This is a genomic window from uncultured Acinetobacter sp. (assembly GCF_947624825.1).
Classification (GTDB): domain Bacteria; phylum Pseudomonadota; class Gammaproteobacteria; order Pseudomonadales; family Moraxellaceae; genus Acinetobacter.
The window spans coordinates 72,326-93,043 of record NZ_CANQLZ010000001.1 but is presented as its reverse complement, the minus strand read 5'-3'; the positions used below and the strand labels follow the sequence as shown (position 1 = coordinate 93,043).

Below are 20,718 nucleotides of genomic sequence, written 5' to 3'. Positions count from 1 at the left end.
TGTCATGCTGAAAAAGTATTTATTCCTGACAAAACCAGGAATTCTCTTTGGTAACTTCGTTACCACTTTGGGCGGCTACTTTGTAGCCGCTCAAGGTTCTGTAGATTTCCTTCTCCTTCTGCTGACCCTGCTTGGGACTACCCTCGTCGTTGCGTCTGGTTGTGTGGTCAATAACGTTATTGATCAAGACATCGACCATAAAATGCAACGTACACAAAATCGTGCCATGGTTAAAAAATCTGTTTCGGTGCCTGTTGCCCTTGTGTATGCATTGGTTTTAGGTGTCATTGGATTTAGCCTGCTCTGGTTTTGGGTCAATGCGTATGCTTTTCTTTTTGCATTGATTGGTTATGTGTTTTATGTTGGCTTTTATAGCTTATGGACCAAACGCACAACGATTCATCAAACAGTGGTGGGTAGTATCTCTGGAGCGAGTCCTCCGGTGATCGGCTATACGGCGGTTGCCAATCAATTTGACTTAGCTGCTTTGCTGATTTTCTTAGGCTATGCGCTTTGGCAAATGCCCCACTCGTGGGCGATTGCAATTTACCGTTTTGACGACTACAAAAATGCAGGTATTCCCATTTTACCTGTGGCGCGTAGTATTTTACGTACCAAAGTTGAATCTTTGATTTATGTGGTTTTATTCACACTGGCAATGAATGGTTTGTTCGTCTATGGCTATGCCAATTGGATTTACGCCATCGTCTTAAATGCTTTATGTATTTATTGGCTATATATTGCAGTGCTTGGCTTTAAAACAAAGCCTGAACAGGACACGCTGTGGGCAAAACGCTTTTTCTTATTTTCAGTGATTTTAATTACTGTGATTAGTTTGTTGTTTAGCGTCACCTCAACAGCACCATCTTTCAATACGGTATTCTTTTAAAAGATAGTTGCATGCTATCTTTTAAAAGATCCTGCCAATCTTGCTGATAAAAGCAGCAATCTCTTTTTCTTCCCTTTCTTCGCTTGTCTTTTTAAGCCAAAAGCTCTAGAATTGCAGCCTCGCACAACTTCGGTTGTGACTCCTTGCCACTAACAATTGCGTTAGCGGCTGTATAATCCGTAAGGAGCTGACAATGCGTCACTACGAAATCGTACTTTTAGTACATCCTGATCAAAGCGATCAAGTAGTGGGTATGGTAGAACGTTACCTAACTCACATCAAAGACGCTGAAGGTCAAATTCACCGTTTAGAAGATTGGGGCCGTCGTCAATTGGCTTACCCAATTAACAAAATTCACAAAGCACATTACATTTTAATGAACGTTGAATGTAATCAAACTACGCTTGATGAATTAGAAGAATTGTTCCGTTACAACGATGCAATCCTTCGTAGCCTTATCATTCGTCGTGAAAACGCAATTACTGAAGAGTCTTTATTGGCTAAGAGTGCTGAAGAAAAACGTGCGCGTAAAGCTCAACGTGAAGAAGCACAACAAGTTAACCAAGACTCTGCTGAAGCATAAGGAGAACATTCAATGGCACGTTTTTACCGTCGTCGCAAGTTCTGCCGCTTTACAGCAGAAAAAGTTGTGTATATCGACTACAAAGATATCGATACATTAAAACAGTACATCACTGAAAACGGCAAAATTGTTCCTAGCCGTATTACAGGTACTAAAGCTCGTTACCAACGTCAATTAGCGCTTGCTATTAAACAAGCTCGCTACTTATCGTTGATCCCTTACACTGACAATCATAAGTGAGGTTGAGCTGTGGATATTATTTTATTACAACGCATTAAAAACCTAGGTAAGCTAGGCGATAAAGTATCTGTTAAAGCAGGTTACGGCCGTAACTTCCTTATCCCACAAGGTAAGGCTGTTGCTGCAACTGAAACTAACACAGCTGCTTTTGAAGCTCGTCGCGCTGAACTTGAAAAAGCTGAAGCTGATATTTTAGCTGCTGCTCAAGCACGTGCTGACCAATTGAACGAAGTAAACATCGTAATCACTGCGAAAGCGGGTGACGAAGGTAAATTATTCGGTTCAATCGGTACTCGTGATATCGCTGACGCGTTAACGAATGCTGGTCTTACTGTAGACCGCGCTGAAGTTCGTTTACCTAACGGTGCGCTTCGCAATACTGGTGAATTCAACATCGCAATCCAATTGCACCATGATGTTGTTGCAGAAGTTCTTGTTACTATCGTAGCAGAGTAATTTCTCACCATAAAAAAGGGCATGCTTTGGCATGCTCTTTTTTTATCTGTAAAATTTCAAAAAATGCGCTCTCGTCCACTTTGATTTTTGTTAATATCGGTCTTTGCCGTTTGTTGTGCACCAGCTTCTTATAGGGTTTTTTATGTCTCAGGCGAACGCCGCTCCTGTACTCAATGTAGCTTCTGAAAAAAAACCAGAACAACTCAAAGAGTTTCGTACTCCGCCACACAATCTTGCGATTGAGCAAGCCGTTTTGGCTGCTTTAATGACTGTGGCCGAATCTTTTGAACAAGTGAGTGACATTTTAGTTGAAGAAGACTTCTATGCGACACGGCACAAATACATCTTCCGCGCTATTCATCAACTCGCTAAAGATAGCTCCCCTTATGATGCAGTCTTGGTCAATGATTGGCTGATCAAACAAAATCTCATTGATGTGGTTGGTGGCGAAGAATATTTAATGCAATTGATGGCCGACTCCCCATCAAGTTTTTATAACTTAGAAACTTATGCAGGCAAAATCAAAGAATTTGCCACCTTACGCAATATGATTAAAGTCAGCACTGAAATTTTACAAAATGCCTATGACACCAAAGGTCGTAGTGTGTCTGAAATTTTAGATTTGGCTGAAACCAATATTTTCTCGATTGCCGAACAACACAATAATAATGCGCGTGCACAAGGCCCTAAAGCCATTACCTCAGTTGTCGCCGATGTGTTTGATAAGCTCAATGAATTATCACAACTCGATGGCAATATTACCGGTTTAACCACAGGTTTTGTGGAGCTGGATAATAAAACCTCAGGTATGCAAGCTGGTGATTTAATTATTGTGGCGGCACGTCCATCGATGGGTAAAACCACCTTTGCCATGAACTTGGTAGAAAGCGTGTTATTTAACTGTGATTTACCTGCCTTGGTGTTTTCAATGGAAATGCCTGCCGACTCCATTGCCATGCGTTTGATTTCATCGTATGGTAAAGTTCATCAAGGGCATTTACGTGCTGGTAAACTCGATGGTGATGAATGGTCAAAAGTCACAGGCACTATTTTACAACTCCAAGAAAAGCATTTGTATATTGATGACTCCTCTGCCCTACCACCAACTGAGTTACGTTCGCGTGCGCGTCGTATCGCCAAGCAGCATGGCGGCAAACTCGGTTGTATTATGGTCGATTACCTCCAACTGATGAAAGTACCAGGTATGGGCGATAACCGTGTGGGTGAGATTTCAGAAATTTCACGTAGCTTAAAAGCTTTAGCCAAAGAAATGATGTGTCCGGTGATTGCTTTATCACAGCTTAACCGTGCCTTAGAGAATCGCCCGAATAAACGTCCTGTGATGTCAGATTTACGTGAATCGGGTGCTATTGAACAAGATGCCGACTTAATCATGTTTATTTACCGTGATGAAGTTTACAATAAAGAATCAAAAGAAGCCGGAACAGCCGAGATTATTATTGGTAAGCAACGTAATGGTCCAATTGGTACAGTACGCTTAGCTTTTGAAGGTCATTACACACGTTTTAGTAACCTCTCGCCAGAATATTATAGCCAATATAATGATGACGAATAATTAAACCCTAAGGAGTAACTTCAGGTGCGCCAAGCAACCGTCTATATTGATCGTCAAGCGCTGCAATATAACTTAAACCGTGTCAAACAACTTGCACCACAGGCCAAAGTGGTGAGTATGGTCAAAGCCAATGCCTACGGACATGGGATTAAAGACTGCCTAGACGCCTTGAAGCAAACCGATGCCTTTGGGGTAGCCTGCCTGCAAGAAGCTTTAGAAATTCGTGAGTTGGACTTTGAGCAACCAATCACTTTAATTGAAGGTGTATTTAGCCTCGATGAAATGCCAATTGTATTGGCACACAATCTTGAGCTTGTGGTGCATCATCAGCAACAAGTTGATTGGCTGATTGCCCATCAAGATGCCTATATCGCCAAAAACTTAAAAGTTTGGGTCAAACTCAACAGTGGTATGAACCGTCTAGGTTTTAAAATCACTGAGATTAAAGCGGTTATCAAGCAGTTACAAGCTCTAGGTTTTAATTGCGTGCTTGCCATGCATTTTGCCAATGCCGACGCTGAGCATGCCTTAAATGATGCACAAATTGCTCAATTTTTAGAAATTAAACAAGACTGTGCACCCATTTTAGCATCATGCTGTAATTCAGCGGCAATTTATAAATATCTTGAGCTACATTTTGACTATGTGCGTCCGGGGATTATGCTCTATGGTGCAAGCCCCTTTGCAGATCGCGATGTGCATGACCTAGATTTAAAGCCAGTGATGCGTTTTACTGCCGAAATTATTGCCCTTAACAGTATTCAAGCGGGCGAATCGGTCGGTTATGGTTCAACTTTTATAGCTGAACAAGCCATGACCTTAGCCATTGTCTCGATTGGTTATGGTGATGGTTATCCACGTGCATTTGTTGCGCCCAATAGCGTTGTAATTGATGGTCAATTTGTCGCTGTGGTTGGACGGGTAGCCATGGATATGATTGCCATTGATGTCACCAATATCAAAGTTGACTTAGGCACAGAAGTAGAACTTTGGGGACCGAACCGTTTAGTAGATGATGTTGCAAGTGCCAATGGAACAATTGGCTATGAGCTGCTGTGTCGTTTAAGCAATCGCCCTAAGCGTAAAATAGTTTAAACCCCATAAAAAAAGAACCTTGAAGGTTCTTTTTTTTACGCCACCAAATCATTGGCATCTAGTTGGTACATCAAATTTAATAAAGCCTGTAGTTGTTCTGGACTTAATTGATCTGGACAAAATTGGCTGTGATTGTGCCGCTGAAAAAACTCTTTAATCGGGTGATGCCGTGAAATAAATTTCATCGACCAACTGCAAAATAAGGGCTGACTTAGAGGTTGCTGCAAAATAATGTGAAGATCTTGATGCCTTGGGTCACGGCAAATGCGTTGCATGACTTGCTCTAAATCTTCAGCCTGCCCTTCTAAGCATTGTAAAAATTTCCCATCGGCAAAATATAAGACCCCATGAATGTCATGTCTTGCATTAAATTGACGTGCTTCGGTTAAAATGTCGCTGAGATGCTGCATTTGCATAGGCATCTCAAAAGTGGCATGACTGATATAACATAGGGTATGCATGCATTATTCCAAATAATCAGCAGTTGGGGTGGGCAATTCGTGTAAGCCTTTTCTTAAGGTTTCCGACCATTGTTTACTAATCTTGGCAAAGTAAGGGTCTTCTTCGTAAATACGTTTGCCAATTGGAATGTGTAAACTGTCAATTTGATACACAAAACAATCCAGTGGCAAACCTACAGACACATTAGAGCGCAAAGTTGAATCAAAAGAAATCAAACTACAGCGCAAGGCTTGATCTAAAGGCATATCATAGCTTAAAGCCCTGTCTAAAATCGGTTTTCCATATTTACTTTCGCCAATTTGGAAAAAAGGCGTGTCTTTGGTGGCGCAAATAAAATTACCTTGTGAGTAAATATTATACAATTGCATTTCTTGGTCACCAATTTGTCCACCAAGCAATAAACTACAATAATAGGTACTTTGATCTTCAGGTTCGGGCGCGACATTGTAAATGACTTTTTTGACCAAATTTCCAACCAATTCGGCAGCTTCAAACATGGTATTGACACTGTTTAAATTGGGTTCTTGCCCAAGCGCCAACTGATTTTTTAAATGTCCAATTACCGCTTGTGTTGTGGCTAGATTCCCTGCAGCTTGAATTGCAATAAAACGCTCGCCTTCTATACCAAAAGTATAGAGCTTACGAAATACTGAAATATGATCTACACCCGCATTGGTGCGGGTATCGCTGATAAAAATAAGTCCTTGTTTTAAACGTAGCGCACAACAATAGGTCATACACCCTCCTGTGATGATCTGTTTATACTAGCAAGCCAAAACTTGCACAATCGAATGCATACTTTCTATGCCCCCTTGCTGACGTACGCCACGCACAGGTGCTACATCCCAATAATCGCGACCAACAGCGACATAAATATGCGATGCAGGGGTGAAAATTTGATTACTAATGTCAAAACTATACCAAGCTTGATTTAAGAATACTTCTGCCCAAGCATGACTGGCCAAATGTGATGAATTGGGTACATATAAATAACCCGATACATAACGCGCAGGTAAACCTAAAGCTTTACACATGGCAATAAACACATGGCTATGATCTTGGCATACCCCCTGCCGATGGGCAAAAGCCTGTGCTGCTGACGTATTGACCGATGTCGTAGCAGGCAAGTACGGCATATAATCTAAAATTGCACCAGCTAGATGAATCAAACACTGCCGTGAGGGATGTTTGACATAACGATGCGCAAATTCCAACATCTCTTGACTACACTGGGTGGCTAAGGTGGGCTGCAAAAAAATAGTCGGATGCATATGATCAATAGGCATTGCTTGTGTATCTGGCTCAATTTCAATCGTACCTTGCGCCATAATTGACATATGTTGATAACTAAAACGTTGGGCACTGGTGATCCAGATGTTGGCAAAGGCATCTTTTTTGACTTGGCGCTGTCCGGGTACACTCATCTCCCAATAATGTACCTTTTGATGGGCATTATTGCTTGGCGACATACGAATATATTGGATACTGCTGTGTACAGGATCGCTATAGTGGTAATGCGTTTGATGATTAATCATCAATTTCATACATCAACCTCAAATAAATGTTGGATATGATCACTAAAGTGATAGAGGTTAATGCTATTTGGCAAAATATGCAGTTGTTGCCATGCCGCTTTTACACCTGACCAACCCAATTGGGTTAATAAATCGATCACTTGATCAAGTTGATTTAACGTGATTTGTGTATCTTGTTTTAAGCGTAATTGTCGATCAAGTTGTTCAATATATTGACCCAACATAAAAAATAAGAAGATGTGTTGTGATTCTGCCTCTAAAATCTCATGGCACTCTGACACCACATCGCAAATATCAAGGCTATTTTCACTGGCATTTTTAATCAGCTGATTAAGTTCAGCATAACTTTTAGCAGACAACACACCGCGTAAATCCTGAATATTGTCTTTGGCACAATTAAACTGTTGGGCAAAAGAAGCAAAGTGCTGAGTGTTTTCTACCAAGGCATTTAAAGATGCGGCATCATGCTCACCTAAGGCAAAAGCATCAGCATAATGTTTGGCAACGTCATTGGCTTGAAATGGAAATTGGCTGCACAAATACTGTACTCGGGTTAAATAACGCGCTAACCAAAAAATCTGCTGTGCATTGCTGCTTAATAAAATCATTTTTTATCTCGTTGTTATTGTTTTAAATTAATGACGGCGTGTGTCTACAACCCATGTGTCTTTAATCCCACCACCTTGTGATGAGTTTACCACCAATGAACCGGCTTGCATCGCCACGCGGGTTAAACCGCCCGGCACTATTTCGGTGCGTAACGGTGAACTTAACACAAAAGGACGTAAGTCAATATGACGCTCTGCCATACCATCATGGGTTAAGGTTGGGCACACCGACAAATCTAAAGTTGGCTGTGCAATATAAGCATGTGGCGTGGCCAATAACTTTTTACGGAAAAGTTCAATCTCTTTTTGAGATGCTTGCGGACCAATTAACATGCCATAACCGCCCGAACCTTGTGCCTCTTTAACCACCAACTTTTCTAGGTTTTCAAGCACATAACCTAAAGCATTGTGTTCACGGCATTGATACGTTGGTACATTTTTTAACATTGGTTTTTCATTAAGATAATATTCAATCATTTTATCCACATAAGGATAAATTGATTTATCATCCGCCACCCCTGTGCCTGGTGCATTACTGATCACCACATTATGCGCCAAATAAGCCGACATTAAACCTGCAACTCCTAAAGTGCTGTCTGCTTTAAAGCACAATGGATCTAAAAAGGCATCATCTACACGGCGATAAATTACATCGACCTGTTGACGACCACGTAAGGTACGTACATAGACTTTGTCATTTTCAACAAATAAATCACGCGCTGAGACTAAAGGCACATCCATTTCACGCGCCAAGAATGAGTGTTCATAATAAGCACTGTTAAAACGTCCTGGTGTAAGGACTACAATAAATGGATTATCAACATAAGCACTTTCTGCCAAAATCTGTTTTAGCAATTGTGGATATTGTTCTATGGCCAATACATGGTTGCTTTGGCACAAATCTGGCATCAATTTTTGGCTGATTTTACGGCTTTCTAACATATACGATACACCCGATGGGGTACGTAGGTTATCTTCTAAAACGTAAAACTCGCCTTCACGGTCACGAATAATATCTATGCCGCTAATTTGACTATAAATCCCACCTTTTAAGTGATGCCCTAACATTTGTGGCAAATAAGCTTCATGGGTTAAAACTTGTTGTGCCGGTACAATACCGGCTTTTAAGATTTCTTGATCATGATAAATGTCATGTAAAAATAAGTTCAAAGCACGCACACGTTGTGCCGAACCTAACGCAATCTTATTCCACTGCTGCTTAGCAATGACACGTGGAATCACATCAAATGGAATAGTACGTTCAATCCCTTCGTCTTCACCATAAACCGTAAAGGTAATCCCTTCGTATAAAAAATGCTGTTTGGCTGCTTCATTGAGTGCATTGAGCTCGCTGAGGTTATGTTGCGCTAACCAGTGCTCAATGTTGGCGCAAGTCTCACCTGAGATGCTTTTTTCATCTCTTAATTCATTAAAAAACTCAGATTTGAGCTGTTGAAATAGATAATGGGCTTGCGCAGGGACACGCTTTGCCTCTTCAACTGTTTTTGGCTGTAGCTGCTCGGTCGCCTGCACAGGTGCGCGAGCATTGTGCTTAGTTTCTTTCAACATGCTTACCCTCTTTTATCTATTTGTTATGTATTATTGATATATGTAAGCAAAATTAATGCCACTAGAATAGATCATAGCATGCTGCTGTATAATAAAGCATCATTCTATCTGTTCGCAATGTTGTTTTTTATCAAGCGATCACACGACAGAATTTATATTTCAAGACACATGAAAACACTTCAATTTTTAGGCTTGCACGCCTTACAATGCCTATTCAATTGACTGCAAACTGATATGGATATGACAGGTCACACAGAAAAAGAAACCTCCAACAGCTTATATCGCCAATGGCAAATTTTAGCGCGTCTGTCTACGGGTAAATGGATTGGTACACGTGAGTTGCAGCAACAATTACAACGTGAAGGCATTGACACCAGTCTGCGTACCATCCAACGTGACTTGAACCAAATTGCACAACGTTTTCCCATAGAGAGCAATAAAACCGTGCCGCAGGGTTGGCGTTGGTGCCATGATGCACCCATTCAGAGCTTACCGCATATGACCAGCTCTCAAGCAGTCACCTTTATGATGGTGGAAGAACACCTCAAGCATTTACTACCACCAAGCTTAGTGGCCGAGATGAATCCTTGGTTTGATGCAGCACGTCGTAGCCTACCCGACCAAAATCATGTTAAACAATGGATGAATAGAGTGCGTATTGTGCCTTCCAGTCAACCTTTGATTCCACCTACAGTCGATCAAGCAGCACAGCAAGCAATTTATGAAGCCTTACTACAAGACAAACAGCTTGAATGCGAATATCAAAGTCGTATTTCAGGCGAAGAGAAAACCTATATCTTAAACCCGCTCGCTTTGGTGCAAAAAGGCGCGGTGATTTACCTCATTTGCACCCGCCACGATAAAAATGCCATTCAAACCTTTGCTTTGCACCGTTTTAAGGCAGCAAGAGTGCTTGAGAATCGTGCAATGCACCAAAATGATTTCCATTTAGATGAGTACATCGAATCAGGTGCTTTAGGGTTTCGCGTGGACTATCATAAAGCCACAGAAAATATTGAACTAAAATTGACCATGGATGCCAAAACTGTGCATTTTTTTGAAGAAAGTGCGTTAAGCCGCGATCAAGTCATTGAGCAATTCACTGACAATTTGTATCAAGTGCGTGCTACGGTGCCTTTTACCTCGCAATTGGTCTGGTGGTTACGTGGTTTTGGCCGCAAAATTTTGCAGATTGAGCCAAAAATAGTCGCTGATGCCGTATATGAACATGAAGTAAATGCTTAAAATAAACAAGGCGTCACCAAATTTGGGACGCCTATTTGTTATGATTATGAGTTTTTTAAGTTTTTTTCTTTGATTAAAGCAAACTGTATGCCATTTTTTCTGCAATCAGAATTTTTTGAGTTTGAAGCGCATTTGAGGTATTAATATTTAAAAAAACAGCGATTTAAATCTAATAGCACCAAAACAACTCAGCATTAACAGTAAAGCTAAAGTGGAGAGTCAGCGCTTTTAAATCTACATTTACCTAGTTTTGCGCAATATATGGCACAAAAAAGGCAGCCGATGCTGCCTCATGTTGTGCATCAGTTATTTTGAGCCTTGCTTGGCTTTATAGCGTGACAAGGCAGTTACTGCTACAGCCGATACCACCACAGCAGGTAAGCTTGCCATTAAAATACCGGTAGTGCCTAAACCCAATGCCAAGATTTTACCTGTGAGTAATGGACCGGTCATCGCACCTAAACGTCCCAGTGAAATTGCAGTCCCGACACCAGTGACTTTACCTGAACCTGAATAAAAAATCGGTGAGATGCCATATAAGATCGATTGTCCGCCTGTAGAGAACATCCCCCCCATCACACCTGCTAAAATTAACACTGGCACAGCGGTTGTGGTAAATAACAGTGACAGTGCAATAAACAAACCACTATAAATAATCACTGCCATTTGCCAAAGTTTTAAACGGTCAAGTAAATAACCCAATCCTAAAGTACCAATCACTGCACCCACTTGGAACACCAACATCACCAAAAAGGCTTGTTGTTTTTCTAGACCTTGTTGCATAAGTAAGTTTGGTAACCAACTGATTAAAATGTAGTTGATCATTAAGGTAAAAAAGAAGCCGACCCACAGCGGCAATGTATTTTTATATTGCTGTTGTTTAAACAAGACCTCTGCCATACCCGGTACATCTTCAGTGCTGGCTTGTTTAACTGCACGTGGCTTGTCTTTTAAAATCACCGCCATAAATGGAATGAGCAACAATGGGGTTAAGCCGCCAATTAAAAACAGCGTTTGCCATTTAATATCAGTGACCAGCATTGCCAAACCAGCCACGAAAATTGCACCTACAGGTAGACCACAGTACATTAAGCTATTGAGTTTTCCGCGATTTTCTTCAGTTGCTTCATCTCCAACCACCGAAATCATGGTTGGCATGGCAGCACCTAAACCTAAGCCTGTTAAAAAGCGCGCAAGGTATAAGATCTCTAGATTGGGTGCAATTGCAGTGAATGCCATAAACACGCCAAAAATCCCGATTGAGAGCATTAGAACTTTCTTTTGACCTAGATAATCGGCCACGCGTCCGCCAAAAAATGCCCCAAACAACATTCCAAATACACCTAAGCTAAACACATAGCCCATTTGTACTTGATCTAAAGCATAGCTTGCTGCAATTCCTTGTGCAGCAATCCCTGGTGCTTGTAAATCAAAGCCTTCAAAGAATGCGACCCAGAAACATAAAAATACGATCAAGATTTTTTGTTTCTTGCTTGTGGTACTGTGCGCCATAAATAATTCTCCGTTTTTCACAGTGCATTCGTGTAATGGGGCATTTTGAGCGAGTCGCGTTCAGATACCTAGCACGACAATAGTCGGACAAATATAAAGCAAAAACCTAGCAAACTTCATTCTTTTATAGTTAAAACCTTGAATAAAAATAACTATTACGTCTTAATTATTTAATTAATACTTAAAAAACATAGATTTATATATTTGAAAGTTTTTAACGATCGTATCATCATTAAAAGTAATTTAAGGGAAAAGCAGCATCTGTGCTGAATAGAGGTTGGACAAAAATTAACTTATTTATTGATAGACCAATATATTTAGATTTTTTAATATACTCCTGTAAAAACAACCTAGATATTACAACTTTATGAGTTTTTCTATTCAAGAAGTAGCAGAGCTTCTCAAACAAGCAAAAGAAAATAAAAAACCTTATGTATTTTTTACCGGAGCAGGTTGTTCTATCAGTGCGGGCGTGCCATCAGCGACGGGCTTAATTAAAGAAATTCGTCAACAATTTCGTATTCAAGTCAACAAGATTGACCATGAGCAAGATCGATATAATTATGGTAAGTATATGTCTGCGTTAGACAAAGACGAGCGCAGACGGCTTTTAAAACCTCATATTATTGAAAATAAAAAAATTAATTGGGCACACATTGCACTTGCCTGCCTGATGAAAGAAGAATATATCCAACGCGTCCTCACTTTTAATTTTGATAGTATTTGATCGCGTGCTTGTAACCTGTTAGGTTTACATCCATCTATTTATGATTTTGCCACTGCCAATCCACATCTTTATCATCTCATTAATGATCCTTCTATTGTGCACCTACATGGGCAAGGAACAGGTTTTATTCAGCTCAACACCCAAGATGAAACTCAACGCCATACAGAAAAATTAGGCGATTTTATTGCAGCAACTTTAAACTCAAATCCAAGTTTATTTATTGGTTATAGTGGCAACGCCGATGAATTTTTTCCTTTACTCAAAGACAAATATTCCGAGCAACATCGTTTAATTTGGACTGGACGAAAAAACAGCATAGATGACATAGAAGCAGAATCAGTCAAAGAATTTCTGCAAGAGAATCAGAATTTAACACATTATATTGGCGATATTGATGCTGACCACTTTCTTATCCAACTTGCCAAAGAATTAGATTGTTTTCCACCGCAATTATTTTTAAATCCGTATGAATTTTTAGATACACAATTACAAAATATTCAACCTTATCCTTTAGCTGATGGTTTAGATATTTTAGAAGATTTATCCAAATATTTAAAAGAAAAGGCAAAACAACCCTTAATTGAAAGCTTATATACCGCATTTATTCATAAATACCCCAATCAAAAATCAACCCAAGATTTAAGTGACAAAGCCATTAATGAGATTATGTGGGCTTATAATAAACAAGCGGAATATTTAATCAAACAAGAAAAAATTGCAGAGAGTGTTGCAAATTATGAGCAAGCCTTAGGGATTTTACCTACTCATTTAGGCTGTTTAAATAACTATGCTATTGCTCTTGCCAACCTAGCTCAAATTAAACAAGACCAAACATTGTTTGAGAAATCTTTGAAACACTACGAAAAAGCACTCGCCATTCAGCCTGAAGCTGCCGATACGCTTGGAAATTATGGCAATGCTCTTTCTGATCTAGCTCTATTTAAAAAAGACGAAGTTATATTTGAAAAAGCTTTAAAACAGTACGAAAAAGCTTTAGCCATTGAGACTAATCACGCACGACATCTTGGAAATTATGCTAATGCCCTAACTAGGTTAGCTCAAATTAAACAAGATCAAACGTTATTTGCTAAAGCATTCGAACTTTTTGAAAAAGCATTACAGCTTGAACCTAATCACGCAACACGTCTCGGCAATTACGCTGCTGCGCTTTCCAGTCTTGCTCAAGTTAAACAAGACCGAATATTGTTTGAGAAAGCATTACAGCTTGAACCCAATAAAACCTATAACTTGGCATGTTATTATGCAGTATTGGGCAAGGCTGATTTATGTCAAAAGTATTTATTACATGCCGAAAACCATAACACGCTACCTTTGCACCCTTATCAGCATCTAACAGAAGATCGAGATTTAGATTCTGTGCGTCATGAAGCATGGTTTATTGAGATACTTAGTCGCTTACAAGAAAAAGAAACAATAACAGAAAAATCCTCTTAAATAAAAAAACCCGCTTAAAAGCGGGTGTTTTATGGTTCAATCTTATGCAGATTTTTTGGCTTGGTTATTTTTACGAATTGTAATCATCACCAATTGTACTGCCGCAGGCGTTACCCCCGGAATACGACCTGCTTGTGCAAGTGTTTCAGGACGCACATCTTTTAACTTTAATGTAATTTCACGTGATAAACCTGACACAATGTCATAGTCAAAATCTGCAGGAATTTTGGTTTCTTCCAAACGCTTCATTTGCGCCACGTCTTCTTGCTGACGGTTAATATAACCGGCATATTTCACAGCAATTTCAATTTGCTCACCGACAAATGCAGAAACTTCAGAATCCGTAATTTCAGCAATTTGTGCAAAATTAATATTTGGACGTTTGAGCAAATCAATCGCATTGGTTTCTTTAGATAAATCATCGCCTGTGAGTTCAACAAACTTTTTACCTAAGGCGTTGTTTGGTGCAGCCCAAAGATGTTGCAAACGACCTTTTTCACTCTCGACAGCTTCCATCTTCTGGCTATATGCTGCCCAACGCGCGTCATCCACCAAACCTAACTCACGACCAATCGCGGTTAAACGTTGGTCTGCATTGTCTTCACGCAGCATCAAACGGTATTCGGCACGTGAGGTAAACATACGGTACGGTTCTTTGGTACCCAGCGTGATTAAGTCATCAACCAATACCCCCATATACGCTTCATCACGTTTTGGAGTCCATTGTTCTTGATCCCATGCACGGCGCGCGGCATTCAAACCTGCCAATAAACCTTGCGCACCGGCTTCTTCATAACCTGTGGTACCGTTAATTTGACCGGCAAAGTACAAGTTATTAATGGCTTTGGTTTCAAGTGAGAATTTTAACGCTTGTGGGTTAAAGTAGTCGTATTCAATCGCATAACCCGGACGCAAAATGTGTGCATTTTCCATACCACGGATTGAACGTACCAATTCAAACTGCACATCAAATGGCAATGAGGTTGAAATACCATTTGGATAAAGTTCATGTGTATCTAGACCTTCAGGCTCTAAGAACACTTGATGCGAATCTTTATCAGCAAATTTATGAATTTTATCTTCAATTGATGGGCAATAACGTGGACCTACCCCTTCAATCACGCCAGTATACATTGGTGAGCGGTCTAAACCACCACGAATAATCTCATGGGTACGCTCATTGGTATGGGTAATGTAACAGTTGACTTGTTCAGGGTGCATAGAGGCATCACCCATAAATGACATGGTCGGAGATGGGAAATCACCCGGCTGTGCTGTCATCACAGAAAAGTCTACAGAACGCGCATCGATACGTGGTGGCGTACCTGTTTTTAAGCGTCCCACAGGAAGATTCAATTCACGTAAACGTGCAGCCAATGAAATTGAAGGTGGATCACCGGCACGACCACCGCTCGATTTTTCTAAACCAATGTGAATCACACCGCCCAAGAACGTACCTGTTGTCAGCACCACAGTTTTCGCATCAAAACGAATACCCATTTGCGTCACAACACCTTTAACGGTATCGCCTTCAACAATCAAGTCATCTGCTGCTTGTTGGAAAATATCTAAGTTGGCTTGATTTTCTAAGGTTTCACGAATGGCCGCCTTAAAACGCACACGGTCAGCTTGGGCACGTGTGGCACGTACTGCTGCACCTTTACGTGAGTTTAAAATACGAAATTGGATACCGCCTTTATCGGCAGCAAGTGCCATCGCACCGCCTAGGGCATCAATTTCACGGACTAAATGCGATTTACCAATACCACCGATCGCAGGGTTACAGCTCATCTGCCCCAAAGTCTCAATGTTATGAGTTAAAAGCAAAGTCTGTCGACCCATACGTGCTGCAGCAAGTGCGGCTTCCGTACCTGCGTGACCGCCACCGATAACAATGACATCATAAACTTTAGGATAGTGCATAGTGGTAATAGAGAGATTGAAAAATAAGACCGAAGATTATAACAAAAGTTTGTCTATAAGTTGACATTTTCATAGCTTTTCTTTTTGGACAAAATAACAATCACGGTATGTTTTTGAGTTCATTTGGTTTAAGGTTAAATTTGATTTTTTTGATTAAAGATCAAACCAAACAACAGCAATGATCATATGCATGTTGTTGCATATACAATAATCTTAGGGTATTCACTATGAATAAGAAAATTTTAATCAGCGCTTTACTTGCAAGTCTATTCAGTCCAATGATGGCCACTGCCAATGACAAAGTGGCGACTATTTATCACCCACAAGGCTTTCAAAAAGTCTGTCAAGGCAAACAACAAGGTGATTGGGTACAGTTTGCTTACCGTGGCATTATTTGGAATGGCAGCTGCCAACCACAATTTTTTAGCTCAGAAAAAAATGCCGTTATTTACGGTGATGAACCCGAGTTACTAAATGTCTGCCGCAAAAACCCTCAAAGCAACAGCATTACCTTAGAAGGACGCACCTATAAAGGTCAATGTGCCTTAGGTTTTAATCCACCACGCCCAAATGCAGGCAATCGCTAAGCCCCTTACCTGCTATGGATGCACGATGGCTCACCTCATCGTGCATTTTTTATCAGCTTAGTTAAGTTGCACAATCAATTGTTGCTAAAACTCACGGTTTGAGCTTGAGGTACGCTACACTATTGCCTTTCCTTTTGTTGTAGGTGATGCCCGTGAAGTGGTTACAAATTCATATTACAGTTGATCAAGCGCAAGTCGATTTTACCGAAACCTTACTTGAATCTTTAGGTGCGCTTAGCGTGACTTTAGATGATGCTGAAAACCAAGATTTACTCGAACCACTGCCGGGTGAAACACCACTTTGGAACAAAGTGATCGTAACAGGCATCTATGCTCAAGAAGATGACGAAGAAATTGATGTTGATTCGATTGTGACCTTTGCCAAAGCACAGTTACCTGATGCCCCATTGAGCCATGAATTTATTGAAGACCAAGAATGGGAACGCACATGGATGGATGCTTATGAGCCGATTCAAATTGCCGACAATTTTTGGATTGTGCCTGAATGGCTTAGTGCACCAAATCAAAATGCGGTCAATTTAAAACTTGATCCGGGCTTGGCGTTTGGTACAGGCAACCATGCATCAACCTTCTTATGCTTACAATGGTTAGCAAAAACAGATCTTAAAGACAAAGTTGTGATTGATTATGGATGTGGTTCAGGCATTTTAGCGGTTGCAGCATTATTATTGGGCGCCAAAAAAGTTTATGCCACTGACATTGACCCTCAAGCGGTTTTAGCTACCCAACAAAATGCCGAACTCAATGGCGTACTCAATAACCTCTATGTAGGTTTACCCGATGAGTTCAATGAAACCTTAAAAGACCAAAAAGCTGATGTGTTTGTAGCCAACATTTTAGCAGGCCCTTTAATGATGCTTGCGCCACAGTTCGCAACACTAGTCAAATCTGAGGGAGAGTTCGCACTTGCAGGTGTAATTGAAGAGCAAGTATCTGATGTTTCTAGTGTTTATGCTGAATTTTTTGATATATTAGAGGTTGAAAAACGCGATGGATACTGGTGTCGTATCTCGGGTAAACGCCAACCTTAATAAAGTTTAAGTTATTAATTATGAATAAAAAGCAAACCCAATGCCCTGAATGTACAACAATCTATAAAGTTTCTGTTGCACAGCTCACCATTGCACAGGGCATGGTTTGTTGTCCCAAATGTACTCACAGCTTTAATGGCTTATTGCATTTGGTTCAGATCAACTCACCACAACATCTCCCCAAGGCAGCTCAGCCGGCTTTATTGCACCACGACTATGAGCATGAAGTCAGTGATCATGTCTTAACCAGAAGTTACAGTCAGCAACATTTATTGGATATTTTTGATCGAAAAATTGAACAGTCCAACATTAACTTGCACACTTATTTAAATAATCTCAATTATTTTAGTAGTGACCCGATCTATCAATTTCCCAGTTTAAAACTCTCAGAGCGAGAGTTACATGTGCCTGAGAAACGTAGTCTTGGCTATTATCTCTTGTGGAGCAGTATTAATTTAGTTTTGGTGGTTTTTTTAGCGTTTCAAATGTTATGGTTTAATCCTGATTTTGTAACGCGCTATCCAAGTTTAAATCATGCTTTAGTGTTTGCATGCAACTTAATGCGTTGCCAAGAATTTGATCAGCGTTATAAAAATATCCAAATCACTCAATTAAACATCACCACCCAGGCAAATGGTCAGCAAGTATTTAAAGGCGCGTTGGTTAATCAAGATACGAAAAGTATGCCGCTGCCCAATTTACGTTTACGCTTTGAAAATCACACTGGCACAGTAGAATATCTGTATTTACCTGAAGATTATCTTGAGTCTAAATACCAAGGTATTGAACGTATCCCCTCAAATATACCCTTTGGCTTTGATTTTCAGCTTGCTTTACCTAAAAACCAAATAAAAAACCCACATTTAGAAATCGTTGCGCCTTAATCTTAAAAAAAAATGAAAAAAATGCAGTTTTCTTGCTCACTTTTTCTTAGACAATGGTATTATACGCGCCATTACAGCTTCGGCTGCAAACACCTCGCTTGATTTAAAACAAATAACAAATTCTGCTCATATTGCGCTTTATCTCCTATAACAGCGTATGAGCCGGTTTTTTGTTTTATTTTGGTGTGTAACAAAAATTCATGGTTTGTTACGATCAAAAAACAACCAAAGCGTGTGCTTGTGGCAAGCTAACCTATCTGTTTTAGAGCTTTCTGGATTTAAGATCTAAAACTGGGGGTTCAATTGATTTTTAGACCACATTTATATATCACCTTATCCCGGTGATATTTATTTTTCGGATTACTTCGCATGAATAGCAAATCTCCTATTTTTACTGCTCAATCAGACGTTGCGTTACGTATCCACGTTGATCGCGCAGTTCGCCATTACTTTGCACAATTGCAAGGCGAGCAACCATCTCAAGTGTATGACATGGTTCTAGCAGAAATGGAGAAGCCACTTCTCTCTGTTGTTTTAGAATACACTCGCGGTAACCAAACACGCGCTGCTGAGATTCTAGGCCTTAACCGTGGCACTTTACGTAAAAAGTTGAAAGCTCACGGTTTAATGAGTGAATAAATGATAAGATGCTTGCGTTGAACGCAGGCATTTTTTTTGCCTTATTTTGTTTTATGTTCCTTGAAAACTGTGACGAAGATCATGACTATTAAACGCGCTTTAATCTCTGTTTCCGACAAAACTGGTATTGTCGAATTTGCACAAAACCTAGTGGCTCTAGGGGTAGAAATTTTATCTACTGGCGGTACTTACAAATTGTTGAAAGACAACAATATCGCTGTAGTTGAAGTTTCAGAGCATACAGGTTTCCCAGAGATGATGGACGGCCGTGTAAAAACACTACATCCAAAAATTCATGGTGGTATCTTAGCTCGTCGTGGTCTAGACGAAGCTGTGATGGCTGAACACAACATCGATGCAATCGACTTAGTTGTGGTTAACCTTTATCCATTTGCTGCAACTGTTGCAAAACCAAACTGCTCACTTGCTGATGCGATTGAAAACATCGACATCGGTGGTCCTACAATGGTTCGTGCTGCAGCGAAAAACCATGCATCTGTGGGTATTGTAGTCAACGCATCTGACTATGCAACAGTTGTGGCTGAGCTTAAAACAGAAGGCGCTTTATCTTATGCAACTCGTTTTGATTTAGCAGTAAAAGCATTTGAGCATACTGCGCAATACGATGGCATGATCGCATCTTACTTAGGTGCGCGTGTAGGTAAAGAAGAAGGTCAAGCGGACAAATTTGCGCGTACATTCAACACGCAATTAAACAAAGCTCAAGATTTACGTTACGGTGAAAACCCGCATCAATCTGCTGCGTTTTATGTTGAATCAACAGCAACTGAAGCATCTGTTTCTACAGCGACACAATTACAAGGTAAAGAATTATCTTATAACAACATCGCAGATACCGATGCGGCTTTAGAATGTGTTAAATCATTCGCTAAACCTGCTTGTGTTATTGTAAAACACGCAAACCCATGTGGCGTTGCAGTGTCTTTAGATGGTATTCAAGCGGCGTATGACTTGGCTTATGCAACTGATCCTGAATCTGCATTTGGCGGCATTATTGCATTCAACCGTGAATTAGACGTAGCAACAGCACAAGCGATTGTGGACCGTCAATTCGTTGAAGTGATTATTGCACCAAGCATTGCTGATGGCGTATTAGAAGTGACAGGTGCCAAGAAAAACGTACGTGTACTTGTATGTGGCGAATTACCTGCACTTGATGCTCGTCAAGCACAGTTAGACTACAAACGCGTAAACGGTGGTTTATTGGTACAAGATCAAGATTTAGGTATGATTACTAAAGATGATATTAAAGTTGTAACTAAACGTGCGCCAACTGAAAAAGAAATTGATGACATGATCTTTGCTTGGAAAGTAGCAAAATATGTGAAATCAAACGCGATCGTTTATGCTAAAAACCGTCAAACCATTGGTGTTGGCGCAGGTCAAATGAGCCGCGTGAACTCTGCGCGTATTGCTGCGATTAAAGCTGAACATGCAGGCCTTGTAGTTGAAGGTGCGGTAATGGCATCTGATGCATTCTTCCCGTTCCGTGATGGTATTGATAACGCTGCTAAAGCTGGTATCAAATGTATCATTCAACCGGGTGGTTCTATGCGTGATGAAGAAACAATTGCAGCAGCAGATGAAGCTGGTATTGCAATGGTGTTCACAGGTATGCGCCATTTCCGTCACTAATTGATTGGAAAATATGTAATGACAT

At 40.4% G+C, this 20,718-nt stretch carries 21 protein-coding genes; 14 read left to right on the top strand and 7 right to left on the bottom strand.

Translation table 11 applies throughout. The features are described from left to right. The first annotated feature begins 4 nt into the window (after positions 1-4). The 6 genes from cyoE (at position 5) to alr (ending at position 4,839) form a co-directional block, all read left to right on the top strand. Entirely contained in the window at positions 5-889 is an 885-nt protein-coding gene (cyoE, locus tag Q0017_RS00385) for a heme o synthase (protein ID WP_298141395.1), read from the top strand. A 193-nt stretch (positions 890-1,082) separates the two neighbouring features. Then, complete coding sequence (rpsF, locus tag Q0017_RS00380) at positions 1,083-1,472, top strand: 30S ribosomal protein S6 (RefSeq protein WP_297425728.1); 390 nt, start codon at positions 1,083-1,085, stop codon at positions 1,470-1,472. Positions 1,473-1,484: 12 nt separating this feature from the next. Further along, entirely contained in the window at positions 1,485-1,712 is a 228-nt protein-coding gene (rpsR, locus tag Q0017_RS00375; RefSeq protein ID WP_152874543.1) for a 30S ribosomal protein S18, read from the top strand. A 9-nt stretch (positions 1,713-1,721) separates the two neighbouring features. Next, entirely contained in the window at positions 1,722-2,168 is a 447-nt protein-coding gene (gene rplI, locus Q0017_RS00370) for a 50S ribosomal protein L9 (RefSeq protein WP_297425734.1), read from the top strand. 142 nt (positions 2,169-2,310) lie between these two features. Next, complete coding sequence (gene dnaB, locus Q0017_RS00365) at positions 2,311-3,744, top strand: replicative DNA helicase (RefSeq protein WP_298141392.1); 1,434 nt, start codon at positions 2,311-2,313, stop codon at positions 3,742-3,744. A gap of 24 nt (positions 3,745-3,768) precedes the next feature. Continuing rightward, positions 3,769-4,839, top strand: a complete 1,071-nt coding sequence (gene alr / locus Q0017_RS00360) for an alanine racemase (protein ID WP_298141389.1) — start codon at positions 3,769-3,771, stop codon at positions 4,837-4,839. A gap of 35 nt (positions 4,840-4,874) precedes the next feature. Here alr and Q0017_RS00355 read toward each other — a convergent pair whose 3' ends face one another. The 5 genes from Q0017_RS00355 to Q0017_RS00335 are packed head-to-tail and all read right to left on the bottom strand — an operon-like array spanning position 4,875 to position 9,013. Beyond that, the gene (locus Q0017_RS00355) at positions 4,875-5,300 is read right to left on the bottom strand and encodes a BLUF domain-containing protein (RefSeq protein WP_298141386.1); all 426 of its coding nucleotides are present in this window, start codon (positions 5,298-5,300) and stop codon (positions 4,875-4,877) included. 3 nt (positions 5,301-5,303) lie between these two features. Beyond that, positions 5,304-6,038, bottom strand: a complete 735-nt coding sequence (locus Q0017_RS00350; RefSeq protein WP_298141384.1) for a proteasome-type protease — start codon at positions 6,036-6,038, stop codon at positions 5,304-5,306. Between the two features lie 27 nt (positions 6,039-6,065). Beyond that, a complete protein-coding gene (locus Q0017_RS00345) occupies positions 6,066-6,845 on the bottom strand; it encodes a transglutaminase family protein (protein ID WP_298141381.1) in 780 nt (259 codons plus the stop codon). Beyond that, positions 6,842-7,444, bottom strand: coding sequence for an alpha-E domain-containing protein (locus Q0017_RS00340; RefSeq protein ID WP_298141378.1), 603 nt, complete (start codon positions 7,442-7,444; stop codon positions 6,842-6,844). The genes Q0017_RS00345 and Q0017_RS00340 overlap by 4 nt, the downstream gene beginning before the upstream one ends. Positions 7,445-7,471: 27 nt before the next feature. Next, positions 7,472-9,013 carry a circularly permuted type 2 ATP-grasp protein gene (locus Q0017_RS00335; RefSeq protein ID WP_298141375.1) on the bottom strand — a complete coding sequence of 514 codons (1,542 nt, stop codon included), beginning with the start codon at positions 9,011-9,013 and terminating at the stop codon, positions 7,472-7,474. A gap of 240 nt (positions 9,014-9,253) precedes the next feature. Between Q0017_RS00335 and Q0017_RS00330 the strand changes: the two genes are divergently transcribed. Further along, complete coding sequence (locus Q0017_RS00330) at positions 9,254-10,258, top strand: WYL domain-containing protein (protein WP_298141372.1); 1,005 nt, start codon at positions 9,254-9,256, stop codon at positions 10,256-10,258. 306 nt (positions 10,259-10,564) lie between these two features. Here Q0017_RS00330 and mhpT read toward each other — a convergent pair whose 3' ends face one another. Next, entirely contained in the window at positions 10,565-11,770 is a 1,206-nt protein-coding gene (gene mhpT / locus Q0017_RS00325) for a 3-(3-hydroxy-phenyl)propionate transporter MhpT (RefSeq protein WP_298141369.1), read from the bottom strand. 367 nt (positions 11,771-12,137) lie between these two features. Between mhpT and Q0017_RS00320 the strand changes: the two genes are divergently transcribed. Beyond that, a complete protein-coding gene (locus Q0017_RS00320) occupies positions 12,138-12,497 on the top strand; it encodes a hypothetical protein (RefSeq protein ID WP_298141366.1) in 360 nt (119 codons plus the stop codon). A 96-nt stretch (positions 12,498-12,593) separates the two neighbouring features. Further along, a complete protein-coding gene (locus Q0017_RS00315; protein ID WP_298141364.1) occupies positions 12,594-13,952 on the top strand; it encodes a tetratricopeptide repeat protein in 1,359 nt (452 codons plus the stop codon). Between the two features lie 42 nt (positions 13,953-13,994). On the opposite strand, the gene mnmG is transcribed toward Q0017_RS00315, so the two are convergent. Beyond that, positions 13,995-15,875, bottom strand: coding sequence for a tRNA uridine-5-carboxymethylaminomethyl(34) synthesis enzyme MnmG (mnmG, locus tag Q0017_RS00310; protein ID WP_298141361.1), 1,881 nt, complete (start codon positions 15,873-15,875; stop codon positions 13,995-13,997). Between the two features lie 227 nt (positions 15,876-16,102). Here mnmG and Q0017_RS00305 point away from each other — a divergent pair, with 227 nt between their 5' ends. The 5 genes from Q0017_RS00305 (at position 16,103) to purH (ending at position 20,693) form a co-directional block, all read left to right on the top strand. Further along, positions 16,103-16,462: a hypothetical protein gene (locus tag Q0017_RS00305; RefSeq protein WP_298141358.1), complete on the top strand. Its 360-nt coding sequence runs from the start codon at positions 16,103-16,105 to the stop codon at positions 16,460-16,462. Positions 16,463-16,614: 152 nt separating this feature from the next. Further along, positions 16,615-17,514 carry a 50S ribosomal protein L11 methyltransferase gene (gene prmA / locus Q0017_RS00300; RefSeq protein ID WP_298141355.1) on the top strand — a complete coding sequence of 300 codons (900 nt, stop codon included), beginning with the start codon at positions 16,615-16,617 and terminating at the stop codon, positions 17,512-17,514. Between the two features lie 20 nt (positions 17,515-17,534). After that, positions 17,535-18,398, top strand: coding sequence for a DUF3426 domain-containing protein (locus Q0017_RS00295; protein ID WP_298141352.1), 864 nt, complete (start codon positions 17,535-17,537; stop codon positions 18,396-18,398). 369 nt (positions 18,399-18,767) lie between these two features. After that, positions 18,768-19,037 carry a DNA-binding transcriptional regulator Fis gene (gene fis, locus Q0017_RS00290; RefSeq protein ID WP_001086304.1) on the top strand — a complete coding sequence of 90 codons (270 nt, stop codon included), beginning with the start codon at positions 18,768-18,770 and terminating at the stop codon, positions 19,035-19,037. 81 nt (positions 19,038-19,118) lie between these two features. Continuing rightward, positions 19,119-20,693, top strand: coding sequence for a bifunctional phosphoribosylaminoimidazolecarboxamide formyltransferase/IMP cyclohydrolase (purH, locus tag Q0017_RS00285; protein ID WP_298141347.1), 1,575 nt, complete (start codon positions 19,119-19,121; stop codon positions 20,691-20,693). Positions 20,694-20,718 lie beyond the last annotated feature (25 nt).